The sequence below is a fragment of the Saccharothrix carnea genome, from assembly GCF_003014735.1.
GTDB classification, from domain to species: Bacteria; Actinomycetota; Actinomycetes; order Mycobacteriales; family Pseudonocardiaceae; genus Actinosynnema; species Actinosynnema carneum.
Map to the genome: position 1 here is coordinate 463,042 of NZ_PYAX01000005.1, position 16,731 is coordinate 479,772.

Sequence of the window (16,731 nt, forward strand, 5' to 3'; positions counted from 1 at the left end):
CTTCCACACGCGCTTCTCACCGAGGGACCTTCAGTGGACGCAGTGCACCGGATCATCCTGCCGAGGGACGACGACCCGCTCGACGTCCGGCCGATGTACCTGGACGAGCCGGAGAACGTGCACTGCCAGGTCGACTCGCGGCGCGGGCTGACCGTGCCCGAGCACGCCAAGGTGTCGTTCGCGACGTACTTCAACGCGTTCCCGGCCAGCTACTGGAAGCGGTGGACGGTCGTCGACGAGGTGGTGCTGCGGCTGCGCGTGCGCGGCTCCGGCCGGGTCGACGTGTACCGCTCCAAGCCCAGCGGCGACGTCGTGCACCTGGAGGGCGAGTTCGTCCGGGACGCGGCGGACTGGACCGAGCTGGAGTTCCCGGTGTCGCTGCGGCCGTTCGAGGACGGCGGGCTGATCTGGTTCGACGTGTTCACGCACGAGGCGCCGCTGCGGATCCAGGAGGCCGAGTGGGCCGTGCGGTCGCCGCTGCCCGCGAAGAAGGTCGCGGTCACCATCACCACCATGCGCCCGCACGACGCGGTGGCGGCGCTGCGGGCGCTGGGCAGCGACCCGGCCGTGCTCGACGTGGTGAGCAACGTGTTCGTGGCCGACCAGGGCGCGGTGAAGGTGCGCTCGGTGCCGGGTTTCGTGGAGGCGGAGGCCGGGCTGGGCGGCCGGCTCGAGGTCATCGAGCAGGACAACCTCGGCGGCGCCGGCGGGTTCACCCGGGGCATGCTCGAAGCGGTCGAGCACACCGACGCCGACCAGATCATGCTGATGGACGACGACATCCGGCTGGAGCCGGAGGCCGTGCTGCGGTCCAACGCGTTCGCGCGGGCGGCGGCGTCGCCGGTCATCGTCGGCAGCCACATGCTGAACCTGCAGGCCAGGACCAGGATCCACAGCACCGCCGAGATCGTGGACCTGGGCACGTGCTTCTGGCGGGCGGCGCCCGGCGCGGTCACCGACCACGACTTCGCCGAGTCGTCGCTGCGCGAGACGCCCGAGCTGCACCCCCGCGTGGACGCCACCTACAACGGCTGGTGGATGTGCCTGTTCCCGCGCGAGGTCGTGCGGCGGACCGGCTACCCGCTGCCGTTGTTCATCAAGTGGGACGACGCCGAGTACTCGCTGCGGGCGCTGGAGCACGGGTTCCCGACCGTGTCGCTGCCGGGCTCGGCGGTGTGGCACATGCCGTGGACGGACAAGAACGACTCGACCGACTGGCAGGCCTACTTCCACACCCGCAACCGGCTGGTGCTGGCCGCGTTGCACAGCCCGTACGACGTGCGCAACGGGATCGTGAAGCACGGGCTGAAGCTGTCGCTGCGGCACCTGCTGTCCATGGAGTACTCGACGGTGGCGTTGCAGCAGAAGGCGATCGAGGACTTCCTGGACGGGCCGGCGGGCCTGTTCGACTCGCTGCGCACGGCGTTGCCGATGGTGCGGGCGATGCGCGAGGAGTACAGCGACGCCCGGCGCCTGGAATCGGCCCGCGAGTTCCCGCCGCCCACGTTCGACCAGGTGCGGGCGGAGGCGCTGCTGCGGCCGTCGAAGGGCAAGGCGACGATCGCGGTGCGCGCGGCGAAGTCCGTGCTGCACAACCTGCGCCCACCACAGCCGGCCGCGGGTGACCGACCGCAGCTCAACGTGCCCGCGCTGAACGCCCGCTGGTTCCTGCTGGGCAACCTGGACAGCGCCACCGTCTCCACGGCGGACGGCACCGGCGTCGCGTTCTACAAGCGCGACCCCGAGCAGTTCCGCACCCTGATGGCCAGGGCCGTCCGCAACTACCGCAGGCTGGGCAAGGAGTGGCCGAGGCTGCGCAAGCAGTACCGCGACGCCCTGCCCGACCTCACGTCGGCCGAGCAGTGGCGCAAGGCGTTCGAAAACCACTGACCGGTCGAATGCGTCGACCCACCACGGTCGGTGAGGGCGGCCGACGCGAGCCAGCGCCTCCTGTGCCATCTCCTCAGCACGTGATGTTGTTCCCGGTCTCCGGACGACCGACCGGCCGCGCGGCTAGGCGAAGTGCGCGGCGACGACGTGGCTGAAGTTCACCACGAACTCCTGGCCGTCGGCGGTCTGGATGGACTGGGTGTGGCCGTTGCGCACGACCTGGATCAGGCGTGGGCCGAGGTCGTCGGCGGTTTCCGGGGAGATCCGGATGGAAATCGGGTTCGGGTTCGCGGCGAGGTGCAGGACCAGGGTCGTCTTACGCGCTTCAGAAGTCATGTCGAACAGCCCACCAGGGCGGGCCTGACCAGGCAAGACGGGTTCGCCGTCAGCGATTCCGCGCCAAGCTGAACCAGGTCGGGCTCACTTGCGGAAGAAGCGCTCCCGCCGGCCCAGGCGCACGAGCTTCAGCCACTCCACGAACGCCTTCGGGTCGCGCCGCACGCCGATGAAGTACAGCCCGAACCGGAACGCCTCCAGCAGCCCCAGCTTGCGCATGCCCGGCTGCGACAGCAGGTAGCCGCGGTTGCGGTAGGTGTAGTAGCGCTTGACCGCGTTCTCCGGGTCCTGCGCGTGGAACCGGCCGCCGAGCATCGGCTTGAACTCGTCCGAGCCGTCCGGGTGCAGGTAGGCGACTTTCAGCGACGTGCCGAACGGCAGGCCGGTGCGCACCAGCCGCCGGTGGATCTCCACCTCGTCGCCGCGGAAGAACAGCCGGTAGTCCGGCACGCCGATGACGTCCACCGCGGACGCCCGGAACAGCGCGCCGTTGAACAGCGACGCGATACCGGGCAGGAAGTCCGTGCCCAGCTCGGCCGCGTTGCGCTTCCAGGTCAGCCCGCGCCGCAGCGGGAACGCCAGCTTCTCCGGCCGCTCGATGTTCGCCACCACCGGCGAGATCGCGGCCAGCTTGCGCCGCTCGGCCTCCTCCAGCAGCACGGCCAGCACGGACTCGTCCGCGGGCCGTCCGTCGTCGTCGGCCAGCCACAGCCAGTCAGCGCCCAGTGACAGCGCGTGCAGCATCCCCAGCGCGAACCCGCCGGCACCGCCGAGGTTGCGGTGCGAGGCGAGGTACGTGGTCGGGATCGGGCACTGCGCCACGAGGTCGTCCACCGGCTGGTCCGGTCCGTTGTCCACGACCACCAGGTGGTCCAGCGGGCGCGTCTGCGACGCCAGCACCTTCAACGAGTCGGCCAGCAGGTCGCGCCGGTGCCTGGTCACCACGACCCCGACGACGGACCCCTTCGGCAGTGCGCCCACCACGTTCACCTACTCGCCACCGTTCCCGCTCAGCACCCGCGGTTGACCGATCCGCTCCAGCGTCTCGGGGGACATGTTCTGGAACGGGTCACGCCCCTTGTAGGAGGTGAGCACCTCGCGCAGCGAGCCCTGCATCTTGACCTTGCCCTCGTCCATCCAGATCGCCGTGGTGCAGAACTCGGCGAGGAAGTCGTCGGAGTGGTTCGCGAACACCAGGATGCCCGATCGCTTCACCAGGTCGTTCATCCGGTCCCGGGCCTTGGCCATGAAGGCCGCGTCGACCGCGCCGATGCCCTCGTCCAGGATCAGGATCTCCGGGTCGATCGACGTCACGATCCCCAGCGCCAGCCGCACCCGCATACCCGTCGAGTAGGTGCGCAGCGGCATCTGGAGGTAGTCGCCGAGTTCGGTGAACTCGGTGATGTCGTCGACCCGCTTCTCCATCTCCTTGCGGCTCATGCCGAGGAACAGACCGCGGATCATGATGTTCTCGTACCCCGAGATCTCCGGGTCCATGCCGACACCGAGGTCGAACACGGGCGCGACCTTGCCGACGACGCGCGAGCTGCCCCGCGTGGGCTCGTAGATGCCCGCGAGCAGTCTCAGCAGGGTCGACTTGCCGGCGCCGTTGTGGCCGACGAGGCCGACGCGGTCACCGTGCCGCAGCGAGATGTTGATGTCGTGCAGGGCTTCGATGATCGGGACCCGGCCCTCGGAGCCGATCTTGCCGCCGACCTTGCCCAGCGCGAGCTTCTTCAGCGACCTCGACTTGGCGTCGAAGATCGGGAAGTCGACCGAGGCGTTCCAGACGTCGATGCTGACCATGATGTGTTTGCGGCCTCACTCAGACCCAGTAGGAGACGCGGGCACGGTAGTTCCGCATCGCGATCAGCGCCAGTGCCCACCCGACGACGGTGAACCCGCCGACGACGACCCAGTGGTGCCAGTCCTGCACGTGCCCGAGCAGGGGTGCCCGGAAGATCTCCACGTAGTGGTAGATCGGGTTCAGCTCGGCGATCAGCATGCGCCAGTCACCGCCGCCGTCGCCCTCGCCGCCGGTGACCTTGTTGAGCACGCCCACGTGCCACACGATCGGCGTCATGAAGAAGACCAGGTTGATGAAGCTGCTGATCACCGGCGGGATGTCGCGGAACCGGGTGCTGATGATGCCGAACAGCAGCGCCACCCACACCGCGTTCACCACGATCAGGACGAACGCCGGGATCACCATCAGCACGGCCCACGAGAGGCCGGGCTGCATGATCGGGTCACCCTCGTACATCCGGTACTCCCCGACCAGCGCCGGGAAGAAGATCGCGATGACGACGACGTAGACCGCCATGTTGTGCACGAGGAACAGCACCTGGCGCCACACCATGCGCAGCACGTGCACCGTGATGGGCGCGGGCAGGTGCTTGATCAGGCCTTCGTTGGCGATGAAGACCTCGGTGCCCTCGGTGACCACGCCGAGGATGAAGTTCCAGATGATGAAGCCGGCCGTGACGTACGGCAGGAACGTGCCCAGCTCCTGGTTGAACAACTGGGAGTAGAGCAGGCCGAGCGCGAGCGCCGTGGTGCCCATGGAGATGGTGATCCACAAGGGACCGATGACCGACCGGCGGTACCGCTGCTTGATGTCCTGCCAGCCGAGGTGGCCCCACAGCTCCCGCTGGCGCCAGCCGTCGCGCACGTCGCCGAACGCGCGCGCGAAGGTGCGCGAGTTGGGTGCCAGGGGAGCGGGAGGTCGCTCGACCGTACTCGTGGGTTGCACGAGGGATGAGACTACCGGCGACGGGGTCATGACCCTGTCGCCGGGCTGTCACGGTGCGGTCACCCCTGCTGAGGGGCCTCCGGCACCCCGGTCACCTTCATGATCACCTGTTCGTGATCGTACGTGTACCCGCAGTAGTCGAACTCGATTCCGGTGCGTTCGACGTACTCGGTCCACGCCTTGTGCTCGTGGTCCTGCCACCCGGGGTAGTTGAAGTACTCGTCGAAGACGATCACGCTGCCCGGCACCAGCCGGGGGCCGACGAGGTCGAGCACCGTCTTGGTGGACGAGTAGAGGTCGCAGTCGACGTGCAGGAACGACACCGGGCCGGGGTGCTCGTCCAGGAAGCCGGGCAGGGTGTCGTCGAACCAGCCGACGACGAGCTCCGCGCCGTCCACGTCCGGCAGGCCGTCCATGCCGAACAGGCCAGCCGGGAAGCCGTTGCGCCAGTCCTCCGGCAGGCCCTCGAACGAGTCGAAGCCGTACACGTCGCGGCCCTCGAACGCGGTGGCGATCAGCTTGAGCGTGCCGCCGGTGTAGACGCCGAACTCCAGCGCCATGCCCTCGGCCTCGACCAGCCCGAGCGCGTGCTCCAGCGTGGCGTGCGGGTGGCCGAAGTGCGGCGCGGTCGGCAGGTGCCTGCGCACGAACCGGGCGCTCTCCAGGGCCGCTTCCCGCTCGCCCGCGAACACCAGGTCGCGCCGGGCGCGGATCTCGTGCTGGACGGTCGCGTCGACGGCGCGGTCGGCCGCCCGGTCGGCTTGTCTGCGCAGCTCCTCCACCTCGTGCTGGAGCCGGGCGATCCGCTCGGCCTGCTCGTGGTGGTAGGGGCGCACCACGTCGTCGATGACTCGGAAGATCTTGCCGCGCACGCGCTTGCGGACTTCCTCGACGAGCGGGTTGTGCCGGACTTTGTCGAGCACCTGACGGCTCCTCTCGCGGGTGTGGCGGTGAACACGGTCGGGCAGCGCGGTGCCCGTTGTCCAGCCCGCGACCTCACCGCCGCACCGGAAAGTTACAAGTACTGCCCGGTCCCCCGGATCTGCGGACCGCTCTCGCCGTCGGCGTGGCCGGTGCCGGCGGGCAGCGCACGGCCGCGCATCTGCTCCAACTGGACGCGTGCTGCCATCTGCTGGGCGAACAGGGCCGTCTGGATGCCGTGGAACAGACCCTCCAACCAGCCTACGAGCTGCGCCTGGGCGATCCGCAGCTCCGCGTCGGAAGGGGTGCCCTCCTCGGTGAACGGCAGGGAAAGCCGCTCCAGCTCGTCGCGCAGTTCCGGCGCCAGGCCGTCCTCCAGCTCGTCGATGGAGCGCTTGTGGATCTCCTTGAGCCGGTTGCGGCTGGCCTCGTCCAGGGGTGCCGCGCGCACCTCCTCCAGCAGCTGCTTGATCATCGTGCCGATGCGCATGACCTTCGCCGGCTGCTCGACCAGGTCGGTCACGTCCTGGCCGCCCGCGTCGTCGCCGGCCGGCATCCGTGCGGCGCCCACGGGGCTGCCGTCCGGGCCGACCACGACCACGTGCCGCTCGTTCTCCACCTGATCACCTCGGGGTGCCTCGCTCATGCCTCCCATCCTGGCCCGATCGGGTGGCGAACGCCGAACCGGGTCACAGATCGGGTGGCAAACCCGCGGCCCCTGCTGTCGCTCGTCCCGGCGTCCTCCGTACGGTGTGCGGCATGGCGTTCGACGTCGCCCGGGTCCGTGGGCTGTTCCCCGCGCTCGGCGACGGCTGGGTTCACCTGGACGCTCCTGCGGGCATGCAAGTACCCGAACAGGTGGCCACGGCCGTCTCCACCGCGCTGCGCGCACCCGTCTCCGGGCCGGGTGGCATCTTCCCCGCTTCACAACGCGCCGAGGCCATCGTCGACGCGGCCAGGCGCGCGGTGGCCGACCTGCTCGGCGCCGACCCGGCCGGTGTGGTGCTCGGCCCGAGCTCCGCGGTGCTGCTGCAACGGCTGGCCGACGCGCTGTCGGAGGGCTGGTTCCTCGGCGACGAGGTCGTGGTGTCGCGGCTGGACCACCCCGGCAACATCGCGCCGTGGCAGCGGGCCGCGCAGCGCACCGGCAGCGTGGTGCGGTGGGCCGAGGTCGACATCGAGACCTGCGAGCTGCCCGCCTGGCAGTACGACGACCTGGTCACGCCCAAGTGCAAGCTGGTCGCGGTCACGGCCGCGTCGGGCTCGGTGGGCACCCGTCCGGACCTGCGCAAGATCGCCGAGGCCGCCCGCCGCACGGACGCGCTGGTCGTGGTCGACGCCTCCTCCGCCGCGCCGTTCGTGCCGCTCGACATCACCGCGATGGACGCCGACGTGGTGGCGGTCTCGGCGAACAACTGGGGCGGTCCGCCGGTGGGCGCGCTGGTGTTCCGCGACCCGTCCATGCTCGACCTGCTGCCCTCGGTGGCCGTGGAGCCGGGCGCGCGGGGTCCCGAACGCCTGGAACTGGGCCCGCACGCCTACCCGCTGCTGGCCGGCCTGGTCGCATCGGTCGAGTACCTGGCCGGTCTGGACGACGCCGCGGTCGGTCCGCGCCGCGAGCGCGTGCTCACGTCGCTGGGTTCGGTGAAGGCCTACCAAGCCGGACTTCTGGCTAATCTCATCAACGAACTGCGATCGCTCCGTCACGTCATGGTGATCGGCGACGCCATGCGCCGGGTGCCGGCGCTGGCGTTCACGGTGGCCGGCGTGAAGGCGACCGACGGCGTCGAGCACCTGTCCGAGCGCGGCGTGTGCGCGTTCGCGGACTCGGGGCAGCACGGCGTTTTCTCGGTGCTGGGCGTCGGTGAGGTCGGCGGGGCGATCCGCGTCGGCCTGGCGCACTACACCAACGCGGTGGAAGTGGACGAGCTCGTGCGGGCGGTCGCCGAGCTGGCGTGAGACCGGGGGGCTGGGTGGACGACCTGCTGTCACGGGAGCTCGCCGATCTCGCCGCACTGCACCGCCTCGCGCCCCTGATGACGGAGTACCTGCCCAACACGGCGCACGAGCTGCGCCCTGCCGCGCTGGCGGCCGTGGTGGACGAGGTGCTGCTCGGCTCGCGGACCGTGCTCGTCGAGTGCGGGTGCGGTGCCTCGTCGGTGGTGCTGGCGCGGCTGTTGGCGCGGCGCGGGTTCGGGCACCTGCTGTCGGTCGAGCACGACGAGCGCACGGCGGCGTTCGTGGCCAGCCAGTTGCGGCGGGAGGGGCTGGGGCACGTGGCGCGGGTCGTCCACGCGCCGTTGACACCTCATCCGGCGGCGTTGGGCAACGCGCAGTGGTACCACCCGCAGCTCGTGCACGACGAGGTGTCGGCGTACGTGGAGCGGTACGGGCTGGTGGACCTCCTGCTGGTGGACGGGCCGTTGCTGGGTGATGCGCGGTACCCGGCGCTGCCGGTGTTGCGCGGGGTGCTCGCGCCGGGGGCGGCGGTCCTGGTGGACGACGCCGAACGCCCCGGCGAGCAGACCGTGCTGGTGCGGTGGGCGGAGGAGTTCGCACTGCGTTTCCGCACGACGCCGCGCACCTTCCTCGCCACCGCGACCGCGTTGGAGTGACCGGGCCGCTTCAGACCTTCAGCACGAGCTTCCCGAACACGTCGCCGCCCTCCAGGGCCCGGTGGGCGTCGGCGGCCCGTTCGACCGGCAGCACGTCGTGCACGACGGGCTTGACCCGCCCCGACGCGATCAACGGCCACAAGTGCTCACGCACCTCGGCCACGACCCGGCCCTTGCCGCTCGGACCGTCCACCGGCCGGAACCGCAGCCCGGTCGCGGTCACGCTCGCCCGCTTCGACAACAACTTGCCGATGTTCAGCTGACCCTTCACCCCACCCTGCATGCCGATGATCACCAACCGGCCGTCCGGCGCGAGCACGTCCACGTTCCGGTCCAGGTAGGCGGCACCCATGTTGTCCAGCACGACGTCCGCCCGCCCGACCTCGGCCACGAAGTCCTGCTCCCGGTAGTCGACCAGGACGTCCGCGCCCAGCTCGGCACAACGCCGCAGCCGTTCCGCCGAACCCGCCGTGACGGCGACGCGCGCACCGAGCGCCTTGGCGACCTGGATGGCGTGCGTGCCGATGCCGCCGGCCCCGCCGTGCACCAGGAACGTCTCGCCGCCGGCCAGCCCCGCCACCATCACGACGTTCGACCACACCGTGCACGCGACCTCGGGCAGCGACGCGGCCGTCACCAGGTCGACGCCCGCCGGCAGGGGCAGGAGTTGCGCGGCCGGGACGACGACCCGTTCCGCGTACCCGCCGCCGGCCAGCAGCGCGCACACCTCGTCACCGACCCGCCACTCCGTCACGCCCTCGCCGAGCGCCGCGACCGTGCCCGAGCACTCCAGGCCGAGCACGTCCGACGTGCCCTTCGGCGGCGGGTAGTGGCCTTGGCGTTGCAGCAGGTCGGCGCGGTTCACCGCGGTGGCGGCCACGTCGAGGAGCACCTCTCCCGGTCCCGGTTCGGGGTCCCGAACCTCCGTCCACGCCATCGCGTCGGGCCCGCCGGGTTCACGAATGGTGATCGCACGCATGCCGACGACGGTAATCCGGTCGCCCGGCGGGCGCGCGGTCGTCACCATCGACGGGCATGGACCACTGGCCGTTCCGCAACCTGGTGCTGAACACTCCACGCCTCGAACTGCGCCCCGACGACGACGAGGGCCTGGCCGAACTGGCGGACCTGGCGCTCGACGGCGTCCACCCGCCCGACCGGATGCCGTTCGGCGTGGAGTGGACCGACGCGCCACGTGAGCGGCTCGGCCTCAACACCGTCCAGCACTTCTGGGACGTGCGGTCGAGGCTCTCGCCGCAGCGGTGGACGGTGAACTTCATCGTGCGCCTGGACGGCCGCGCGGTGGGGGTGCAGTCGCTCGGCGCCGACGACTTCCCGGTCCTGCGCGAGGTCACGAGCGGGTCGTGGATCGGGCTGCGGCACCAGGGCGACGGGATCGGCACGGAGATGCGCGCGGCCGTGCTGGTGTTCGCGTTCGACCACCTCGGCGCGGTGGCGGCGCGGTCGAGCGCGTTCGACGACAACCTCGCCTCGCACGGCGTGAGCCGCAAGCTCGGCTACCGGCCGGACGGCACGTTCACGCAGGTCCGGCGGGGTGAACCGGCTCGGCAGACCCGGCTGCTGGTGACCCCGGGCACGTTCCGCCGACCCGACTGGGCACTGCGGGTGACCGGTGTCACGCCGTGCTTGCCCCTGCTCACAGGGCGAGAACCCGCCGAGTGACGGATTGCGCTCACCCCCGTGACTTGTGAGGGTTCGGCATCCGAGTGTAAGGGGAACTCGATCATGTCAGGTAGAACCGGGATCCGACGCGCGGCGATCCTCGCGGCGTCAGCGTCCCTCGCACTGGTCGCCGTTCCGGCCGTCAACGTCGCGTCGGCCGCGACGCTCGACGGCCCGAAGTTGGCCAAGAACCTCACCAAGAACGTCACCGCGGACGGGGTGCACCGCCACCTGATCGCCTTCCAGCGCATCGCCGACCGCAACGGCGGCAACCGCGCCGCGGGCACGTCCGGCTACGACGCCAGCGTCGACTACGTGGCGGGCAAGCTGCGCGGCGCGGGCTTCGACGTGACCACGCCGGAGTTCACCTACCCGGTGCAGATCACCGACGCCGCGACCGCGAAGGTCGGCTCGACCACCTACGAGAACATCCCGCTGGAGTTCTCGCCGCAGACGCCGGTCGGTGGCGTCACCGGCCCGCTGCGCGTGGTGCCCGAGGACACGACCCCGGGCTGCGAGGCGTCCGACTTCGCCGGGCAGGACTTCGCCGGCGGCATCGCCCTGATCCGCCGCGGCTCCTGCACGTTCGACGTCAAGCACCGCAACGCGGCCGCCGCGGGCGCCATCGCGGTGATCATCTCCAACAACCGCGAGGGCACGCTGTCGGGCGTCACGCTCGGCGCGCCGGGTGTCGTGCCCACCGGCGGCGTCACCCAGGCGGACGGCAACGCGCTGGCCCAGCTCGGCGGCCAGGCGGTGACCGTCGACCTGCGCTACCACGAGGAAGACCGCGTCTCCCGCAACGTGATCGCGCAGACGAAGACCGGCCGCACGGACAACGTCGTGATGGCGGGCGCCCACCTCGACAGCGTCGAGAACGGCGCGGGCATCAACGACAACGGCACCGGCTCGGCCGGCCTGCTGGAGACCGCGCTGAAGCTGGGCGGTTCGCCGAAGGTCAACAACGCGGTGCGGTTCGGCTGGTGGGGCGCCGAGGAGCTCGGCCTGGTCGGCTCCACGAAGTACGTGCAGGCGCTGACCTTCGAGCAGCAGCTGGACATCGCGCTGTACCTGAACTTCGACATGATCGGCTCGCCCAACGCGGCGTACTTCGTCTACGACGGCGACAACTCGGACGGCGTCGGCGCGGGCGCGGGCCCGTACGGCTCGGGCCAGATCGAGCAGGCGTTCGTGGAGTACCTGACGGTCGAGAAGGGCGTGCAGACCGAGGGCACCGACTTCACCGGCCGGTCGGACTACGGCGAGTTCATCGCGCAGGGCATCCCGGCGGGTGGCCTGTTCACCGGTGCCGAGGGCATCAAGACCGAGGCGCAGGCGGCGAAGTGGGGCGGCACGGCGGGTATCGCCTACGACCCCAACTACCACGGCTCCGGTGACACCCTGGGCAACGTGGACCGCCTCGCGCTGGACCGCAACTCCGACGCGTTGGCGTGGGTGACGGCGTCGTACGCGATCAGCACCGAGAGCGTGAACGGCGTGCCGGCCCGGTCGCAGCGCGCCGAGGCGCGGGCGGCTTCGCTGCGTTCGCTGCACGTCGAGGAGCACCACCACTCGCACGCCGACGTGGCGTAGGACACGTCCGAGCGGGTAACGAAGGCCGGTCTCCCTCACGGGGGACCGGCCTTCGCCAACCCGACCACGACCCTCCACAGAGGACAGAGGGGTGCGGTGGTGATCGTGCGTCGGCTAGGTTGCCGCCACCCGAAACCACGTTCAGGGGGGCCTGGTCTTGACTCTCTCGAAGCGCGTCGCCACGCGAAGATCCCTCGCCGTGGTCGCCACCCTCGCCATCACCGCGACGCTGTCCGCCGCGGCACACGCCCAGCAGACCGGGACACCGCCGGTCGCCACGGCCGGCGCGGCGCAGCCGGTTCCGTCGAGCACCACCGCACCACCGGTCGTGACCACACCGACCTCGGCGCACACCGGCGCCGCTCAGGCCGCGGCAGCTCAGCCGGCCGCACCGACGGCAACGTCGCCCACGGCCTCCGCCGCGCGGCTCTCGATCTCGGCCACCGTCGCCGCCGGCCCGTTCCTGGTCGGCGAGCAGGTCCCGGTCGAGGTGAGGATCGCCAACACCGGCGACACCGAGGCAGTCGGCGTGAAGGCGAACGCGTACACGGTCTCCGGGTCCACGTTCTCCGTCCAGTACTCCGACTGGGGCGACTTCGCCCTCGGGCCCGGACCCGGCGCCACCCTGCCCGCCGGCCAGGAGCGCGTCCTCACCGTCCGCGGCGACACCTGGCAGTGGTCCGGGGCCCCGGTGGTCCGGTTCACCCTCGTCCAGGGCAACACCACGGGCGCCTACTCCGACCTCTCGATCCCGCTGCGCAACCCCGGCTCGGCCGAGGACACCCTGGCCGGCCTGGTCTACGGCGACCGCAACGGCAACGGCGCGCCCGATGCCGGCGAACAACTGCCGGGCGTCCACGTGAACGCCGACGCGTACGACGCGTCCGGCGAGCTGGACCTGCACGCGACGACCGATGCCGACGGCCGGTTCCGGTTCGCGGGCCTGCCGGTGCAGGTCTACACGCTCCGGATCACCGACGAGCCGGACGGCTGGGTCGTCGAGCCGTCGTACTCGCGGGTCGCGGTGGACGGCAGCGGCTCGGCCGCGAACCTGGTGCTGCGCGGCGAGCGCCCGCTGACCGACCAGCTGTCCGTGACCATGAGGTTCACCCGGGACGTCTACCAGGTCGGCGACCGCGCCGACATCGTCGTGACGCTGACCAACTCCGGCACCACGGACCTCGTCGGCATCAAGGCGGGCTGCGACCGCAGCGGTGGCGAGGGCCCGGAGTTGCGCGACGTCGCCCTGGGCGACCTCGGGTGGCACGCGGCCGGCGTCACGGTGCCGGCGGGCCAGTCCCTCGCGGTCACCGTCAGCGGCAGCGTCTCGGCGGAGACCGCCGAGTACGGCGCGGTCGGGTACCCCTGCGACTTCGGTCCGGGAGCGGACGGCATCGACGGCCGCCCTCGGGCCTACGCCCTGGCCAAGGTGCCCGGCCCCGCCGTGACCGTCCGCATGGCCTTCTACCACGACCGCGACCACGACCGGACCGGCGACGCCGACGAGATGATCGGCGGCCTGGCGATGGACCTGACGGACGCGATCACCGGCAGGATCGTGGCCCAGGGCCGTACCGACGCTCAGGGGCACGTGCGCTTCGACAACGTGCCCTCCGGCCCGTACAAGGTGCGCTTCCGCGGCTCGTGGAGGTACCTCGGGGGCGAAGGGTTCATCGTGTTCGCGGGCACCTGCGGGAACTGCCAGGCCGAGAGCTGGTCACCGCTCGTGCCCGGTCCGGACCTGACGAACGTCCGCCGCGCCGGCGGGTGACGCGGCGCGGGCGCGGGCCTGATCGGCGCCCGACCACCGGCGGCGGGCGGTCCCTCCCGTGAGGGCCGCCCGCCGGCTGTCCCGCCGGCGGGACAGCCGGGTCGGGGTGGTGGCCCCGGTCTCACCGTCGTCTACTGTTATGACCGTGGACAAGACTGACGGTCAGGACTACACGGACCGGCTCGCGCGCCTGCAGAACCTGCCCTGGAAGCGTGTCCTGAACGTCCAGGCCCCGTACCGCTGGAACGTGCGCCGCATCTTCGGCGACCGCACGGTGCTCGACGTCGGCTGCGGCATCGGCCGCAACCTCAAGCACCTCGAGCCCAACGGCGTCGGTGTCGACCACAACCCGCACTCGGTGCAGACGTGCCGCGACATGGGCCTGACCGCGTTCACCACGGACGAGTTCTTCGACACCGAGTACGCCAAGCCCGGCCGCTTCGGCGGCATGCTGGCGGCGCACCTGGTCGAGCACATGCCGCGCCCCGAGGCCGTGGAGATCCTGCGCGGCTACGTCGAGTTCCTCGCGCCCGGCGGCCTGCTGGTGCTCATCTGCCCGCAGGAGCGCGGCTACGAGTCCGACCCCACGCACGTGGCGTTCACCGACCTCGACGGCCTCGCGGACGTCACCTCCCAGCTCGGGCTGGTCGAGCGCGACCGCATGTCCTTCCCGTTCCCGCGCGCGGCCGGGAAGGTGTTCACGTACAACGAATTCGTGCACATCGCGGTCAAGCCCGAGAACTGAGGAGCCGACCGCATTTCGCTTTCGGACTGTCGTACCCCTCAGGTAGTGTCCGGCCTGTTCGGTCGAGTCGGGGGCTCGTCCCACAGGGGGGTCGCGCTGCGCGCTGCCGACGTCCGCGTGTCTCTGTCACGGACTGGCTGGTAGACCGACGCCTTTCATTCACCTTGCTCTGAGGAAGAGGATCAATGCGTCGTTCCGCTGCGCTGCTGGTCGCCGTCGCGGCGACCGCTGCCGTGGTGTCGGCCGCGGCTCCGGCCACCGCCGAGCCCGCGTCCGCCCACAACGGGGACCAGGTCGCCCGCACCGAGGTCAAGCTCGACCGCACCGGTCGCGTCGGCCGTCCGTACGGCACGAAGGCGGCCGAGACCACCGGCCGGGAAGCCGAGGCGGCCGCGGAGTACGTCGGCACCCGGTTCGTCCCGACCCCGCCCAGACGGATCCTCGACACCCGCCTCGGTGTCGGCAAGCCGGGCACCTCGCCGGTCGGCCCGGGTGGGCGGATCGAGGTCGCGGTGCCCGACCTCCCGGACACCACCGCCGCGGTCGTGCTGAACGTGACCGGCACCTCGCCCACCGGCTCCACCTACGTGACGGTGTGGGAGGGCGGCGCCGACATCCCGCGCCCCGGTGTGTCCACGCTGAACCTGGTGCCCGGTGAGACCCGCGCCAACTCGGTGACCAGCTGGGTGTCGCTCAACCACACCATCAACCTGTACAACAACGCGGGCAGCACCCACCTGATCGCGGACCTGGCCGGCTACTACGTCTTCGACAACCCGGGCACCGCCGCCGTCACCCCCGGCCGTTACTTCGCCACCGGTCCGACCCGCGTGTACGACTCCCGCAACACCGGCGGGCGGTTCTCCGGCGGCGAGTCCCGCGCCATCGACTTCAGCGCCTTCGGCGTGCCGTCCGGCGCCTCGGCCGTGGCGCTGAACATCACCGGTGTCGACGCGACCGCGAGCACCTACGTGACCGCGTGGCCGACCGGCACGTCCCGGCCGACCGCGTCGAGCCTGAACGTCGAGCCGAACGCCGCCACGCCCAACGGCGTGACCGTCGCGCTCGGGTCCGACCGCAGGATCAACCTGTTCAACAACGCGGGCAACGTGAACCTGATCGTCGACATCACCGGGTACTACCTGGCGACCGAGACCGGCGGCGCGGACTTCTTCCCGGTCAGCCCCGGTCGCGTGTTCGACACCCGCGACGACGCCAACCCGATCCAGCCGGGCGGCACGCTGACCCTGTTCTACCTGGACGAGGAGCTGGTCGCGGGCAACAGCCTGCTGCTGAACCTGACCGGCACCGAGCCGACCGCGAACACCTACGTCACGCCGTACCCGGCCGGCCAGAGCCGTCCCGGCACCTCGGCGCTGAACCTGGCCCCGCGCCAGACCTCGCCGAACATGGCCACGGTCCGCCTCGGCACCGCGTACGACGAGATCACCAACAAGTACTACCCCGCGCACGAGTTCTACAACAACGCCGGCACGACGCACCTGGTCGTCGACGCGTTCGGCATCTTCGCCTGATCGAACACCCGCCGGTCACCACACCGGCACCGCGGTAGAGACGTGCGAGGTCCCGGTACGGGGGCCTCGCACGTTCCGTTCGCGGGGGAGCGGCGGAGCGGCGGTCGGCCCACCCCGCGCGGGAGCGGCGGTGGGTGTGCCTCGCCGGCGACGCCAGTCGGCTAGGCTCCCGGCAGAGGTAGCGTGCCCGAGCGGCCTAAGGGACACGTCTTGAAAACGTGCGAGGGTTGATCCCCTCCGTGGGTTCAAATCCCACCGCTACCGCGTCGACGCGCAGCGCCCCGCACCCTCCACCGGGTGCGGGGCGCTGCCGCGTTCGAGGGCTACGCGTCCAGCTCGCGCAGGTGCGTGATGATCCGGTCGAAGACCTTGGCCACGACCTCCTGCTCGTCGCGCGACAGCAGGTCGATCATGTGCTCGCGCACGCCCTCGACGTGGGTCGGCGCGGACGTCTCCAGCAGGGTCATGCCCTCGTCGGTCAGCTCCGCGAACACGCCCCGGCCGTCCTCCGGGCACTCCCGCCTGCGCAGCAGCCCCTCCCGCTCCATCCGCGCCACCTGGTGCGACACGCGGCTCTTGGACGACGCCACCTCGTCCGCCAACTGCGACATCCGCATCCGCCGCCCCGGCCGCTCGGACAGGCGCACGAGCACCTCGTAGTCGGCCAACGACACCCCGTGCCCGTCCTGCAGCTCCCGGTGCAGCCGGTCGGCGAGCATCGACGCACCGATCACGTAGTTGCGCCAGGCGCGCATCTCCCCATCGTCGAGCCACCGCGGCTCCTGCTCAGTCACCCCACAAGGTTAGGCCGCAGATATCCGTTAACGGACGATCCACCGGCATGTCTGGTGCCGGTCAGCTCGGCGAGGCAAACTCCTGCGCCGTACCGC

At 71.0% G+C, this 16,731-nt stretch carries 16 protein-coding genes and 1 tRNA gene; 9 read left to right on the forward strand and 8 right to left on the reverse strand.

All coding sequences use genetic code 11. The features are described from left to right. Positions 1 to 33 precede the first annotated feature (33 nt). Positions 34 to 1,890 carry a glycosyltransferase gene (locus B0I31_RS17025; protein WP_245949986.1) on the forward strand — a complete coding sequence of 619 codons (1,857 nt, stop codon included), beginning with the start codon at positions 34 to 36 and terminating at the stop codon, positions 1,888 to 1,890. 123 nt (positions 1,891 to 2,013) lie between these two features. Here the strand turns inward: B0I31_RS17025 and B0I31_RS17030 are convergent, their stop codons facing one another. The 6 genes from B0I31_RS17030 to B0I31_RS17055 form a co-directional block, all read right to left on the reverse strand. Continuing rightward, positions 2,014 to 2,226, reverse strand: coding sequence for a hypothetical protein (locus B0I31_RS17030; RefSeq protein WP_106616351.1), 213 nt, complete (start codon positions 2,224 to 2,226; stop codon positions 2,014 to 2,016). A gap of 84 nt (positions 2,227 to 2,310) precedes the next feature. Then, the gene (gene glfT1 / locus B0I31_RS17035; protein WP_181320206.1) at positions 2,311 to 3,207 is read right to left on the reverse strand and encodes a galactofuranosyltransferase GlfT1; all 897 of its coding nucleotides are present in this window, start codon (positions 3,205 to 3,207) and stop codon (positions 2,311 to 2,313) included. A 9-nt stretch (positions 3,208 to 3,216) separates the two neighbouring features. Next, entirely contained in the window at positions 3,217 to 4,032 is an 816-nt protein-coding gene (gene wzt, locus B0I31_RS17040) for a galactan export ABC transporter ATP-binding subunit Wzt/RfbE (RefSeq protein ID WP_106616353.1), read from the reverse strand. A gap of 19 nt (positions 4,033 to 4,051) precedes the next feature. After that, on the reverse strand, positions 4,052 to 4,978 hold the full coding sequence (gene wzm / locus B0I31_RS17045) for a galactan export ABC transporter permease subunit Wzm/RfbD (RefSeq protein WP_245949988.1): 927 nt from the start codon (positions 4,976 to 4,978) through the stop codon (positions 4,052 to 4,054). Between the two features lie 59 nt (positions 4,979 to 5,037). Continuing rightward, the gene (locus B0I31_RS17050) at positions 5,038 to 5,901 is read right to left on the reverse strand and encodes a class I SAM-dependent methyltransferase (RefSeq protein ID WP_106616355.1); all 864 of its coding nucleotides are present in this window, start codon (positions 5,899 to 5,901) and stop codon (positions 5,038 to 5,040) included. Between the two features lie 92 nt (positions 5,902 to 5,993). Further along, a complete protein-coding gene (locus B0I31_RS17055) occupies positions 5,994 to 6,545 on the reverse strand; it encodes a bacterial proteasome activator family protein (protein ID WP_106616356.1) in 552 nt (183 codons plus the stop codon). A 113-nt stretch (positions 6,546 to 6,658) separates the two neighbouring features. On the opposite strand from B0I31_RS17055, the gene B0I31_RS17060 reads away from it, so the two are divergent. Together B0I31_RS17060 and B0I31_RS17065 are read left to right on the forward strand one after the other, a co-directional pair. After that, positions 6,659 to 7,858: a cysteine desulfurase-like protein gene (locus B0I31_RS17060; protein ID WP_106616357.1), complete on the forward strand. Its 1,200-nt coding sequence runs from the start codon at positions 6,659 to 6,661 to the stop codon at positions 7,856 to 7,858. Next, complete coding sequence (locus tag B0I31_RS17065; RefSeq protein ID WP_245949990.1) at positions 7,855 to 8,514, forward strand: class I SAM-dependent methyltransferase; 660 nt, start codon at positions 7,855 to 7,857, stop codon at positions 8,512 to 8,514. Before B0I31_RS17060 ends, B0I31_RS17065 begins: the two co-directional genes overlap by 4 nt. A gap of 10 nt (positions 8,515 to 8,524) precedes the next feature. On the opposite strand, the gene B0I31_RS17070 is transcribed toward B0I31_RS17065, so the two are convergent. Then, entirely contained in the window at positions 8,525 to 9,493 is a 969-nt protein-coding gene (locus B0I31_RS17070) for an NAD(P)H-quinone oxidoreductase (protein WP_106616577.1), read from the reverse strand. A gap of 56 nt (positions 9,494 to 9,549) precedes the next feature. Here B0I31_RS17070 and B0I31_RS17075 point away from each other — a divergent pair, with 56 nt between their 5' ends. The 6 genes from B0I31_RS17075 (at position 9,550) to B0I31_RS17100 (ending at position 16,105) form a co-directional block, all read left to right on the forward strand. After that, positions 9,550 to 10,197, forward strand: a complete 648-nt coding sequence (locus B0I31_RS17075; protein ID WP_106616358.1) for a GNAT family N-acetyltransferase — start codon at positions 9,550 to 9,552, stop codon at positions 10,195 to 10,197. Between the two features lie 63 nt (positions 10,198 to 10,260). After that, complete coding sequence (locus B0I31_RS17080) at positions 10,261 to 11,790, forward strand: M28 family metallopeptidase (RefSeq protein WP_106616359.1); 1,530 nt, start codon at positions 10,261 to 10,263, stop codon at positions 11,788 to 11,790. 157 nt (positions 11,791 to 11,947) lie between these two features. Next, positions 11,948 to 13,561: an SdrD B-like domain-containing protein gene (locus B0I31_RS17085; RefSeq protein WP_146173871.1), complete on the forward strand. Its 1,614-nt coding sequence runs from the start codon at positions 11,948 to 11,950 to the stop codon at positions 13,559 to 13,561. A 145-nt stretch (positions 13,562 to 13,706) separates the two neighbouring features. Further along, entirely contained in the window at positions 13,707 to 14,306 is a 600-nt protein-coding gene (locus B0I31_RS17090; protein ID WP_245949992.1) for a class I SAM-dependent methyltransferase, read from the forward strand. A 185-nt stretch (positions 14,307 to 14,491) separates the two neighbouring features. Next, positions 14,492 to 15,841, forward strand: a complete 1,350-nt coding sequence (locus B0I31_RS17095; protein WP_106616362.1) for a hypothetical protein — start codon at positions 14,492 to 14,494, stop codon at positions 15,839 to 15,841. Between the two features lie 177 nt (positions 15,842 to 16,018). Continuing rightward, a tRNA-Ser gene (locus B0I31_RS17100) sits at positions 16,019 to 16,105 on the forward strand. Positions 16,106 to 16,164: 59 nt separating this feature from the next. Here the strand turns inward: B0I31_RS17100 and B0I31_RS17105 are convergent. Beyond that, a complete protein-coding gene (locus tag B0I31_RS17105; RefSeq protein ID WP_245949994.1) occupies positions 16,165 to 16,635 on the reverse strand; it encodes a MarR family winged helix-turn-helix transcriptional regulator in 471 nt (156 codons plus the stop codon). Between the last annotated feature and the right edge of the window lie 96 nt (positions 16,636 to 16,731).

What these genes read in the sequence shown, in the direction of transcription:
- B0I31_RS17075 (WP_106616358.1), top strand. Translation starts at nt 9,550, where the DNA reads ATGGACCACTGGCCGTTCCGCAACCTGGTGCTGAACACTCCACGCCTC.
- B0I31_RS17070 (WP_106616577.1), bottom strand. Translation starts at nt 9,493, where the DNA reads ATGCGTGCGATCACCATTCGTGAACCCGGCGGGCCCGACGCGATGGCG.
- B0I31_RS17030 (WP_106616351.1), bottom strand. Translation starts at nt 2,226, where the DNA reads ATGACTTCTGAAGCGCGTAAGACGACCCTGGTCCTGCACCTCGCCGCG.
- B0I31_RS17080 (WP_106616359.1), top strand. Translation starts at nt 10,261, where the DNA reads ATGTCAGGTAGAACCGGGATCCGACGCGCGGCGATCCTCGCGGCGTCA.
- B0I31_RS17055 (WP_106616356.1), bottom strand. Translation starts at nt 6,545, where the DNA reads ATGAGCGAGGCACCCCGAGGTGATCAGGTGGAGAACGAGCGGCACGTG.
- wzt (WP_106616353.1), bottom strand. Translation starts at nt 4,032, where the DNA reads ATGGTCAGCATCGACGTCTGGAACGCCTCGGTCGACTTCCCGATCTTC.
- B0I31_RS17095 (WP_106616362.1), top strand. Translation starts at nt 14,492, where the DNA reads ATGCGTCGTTCCGCTGCGCTGCTGGTCGCCGTCGCGGCGACCGCTGCC.
- B0I31_RS17060 (WP_106616357.1), top strand. Translation starts at nt 6,659, where the DNA reads ATGGCGTTCGACGTCGCCCGGGTCCGTGGGCTGTTCCCCGCGCTCGGC.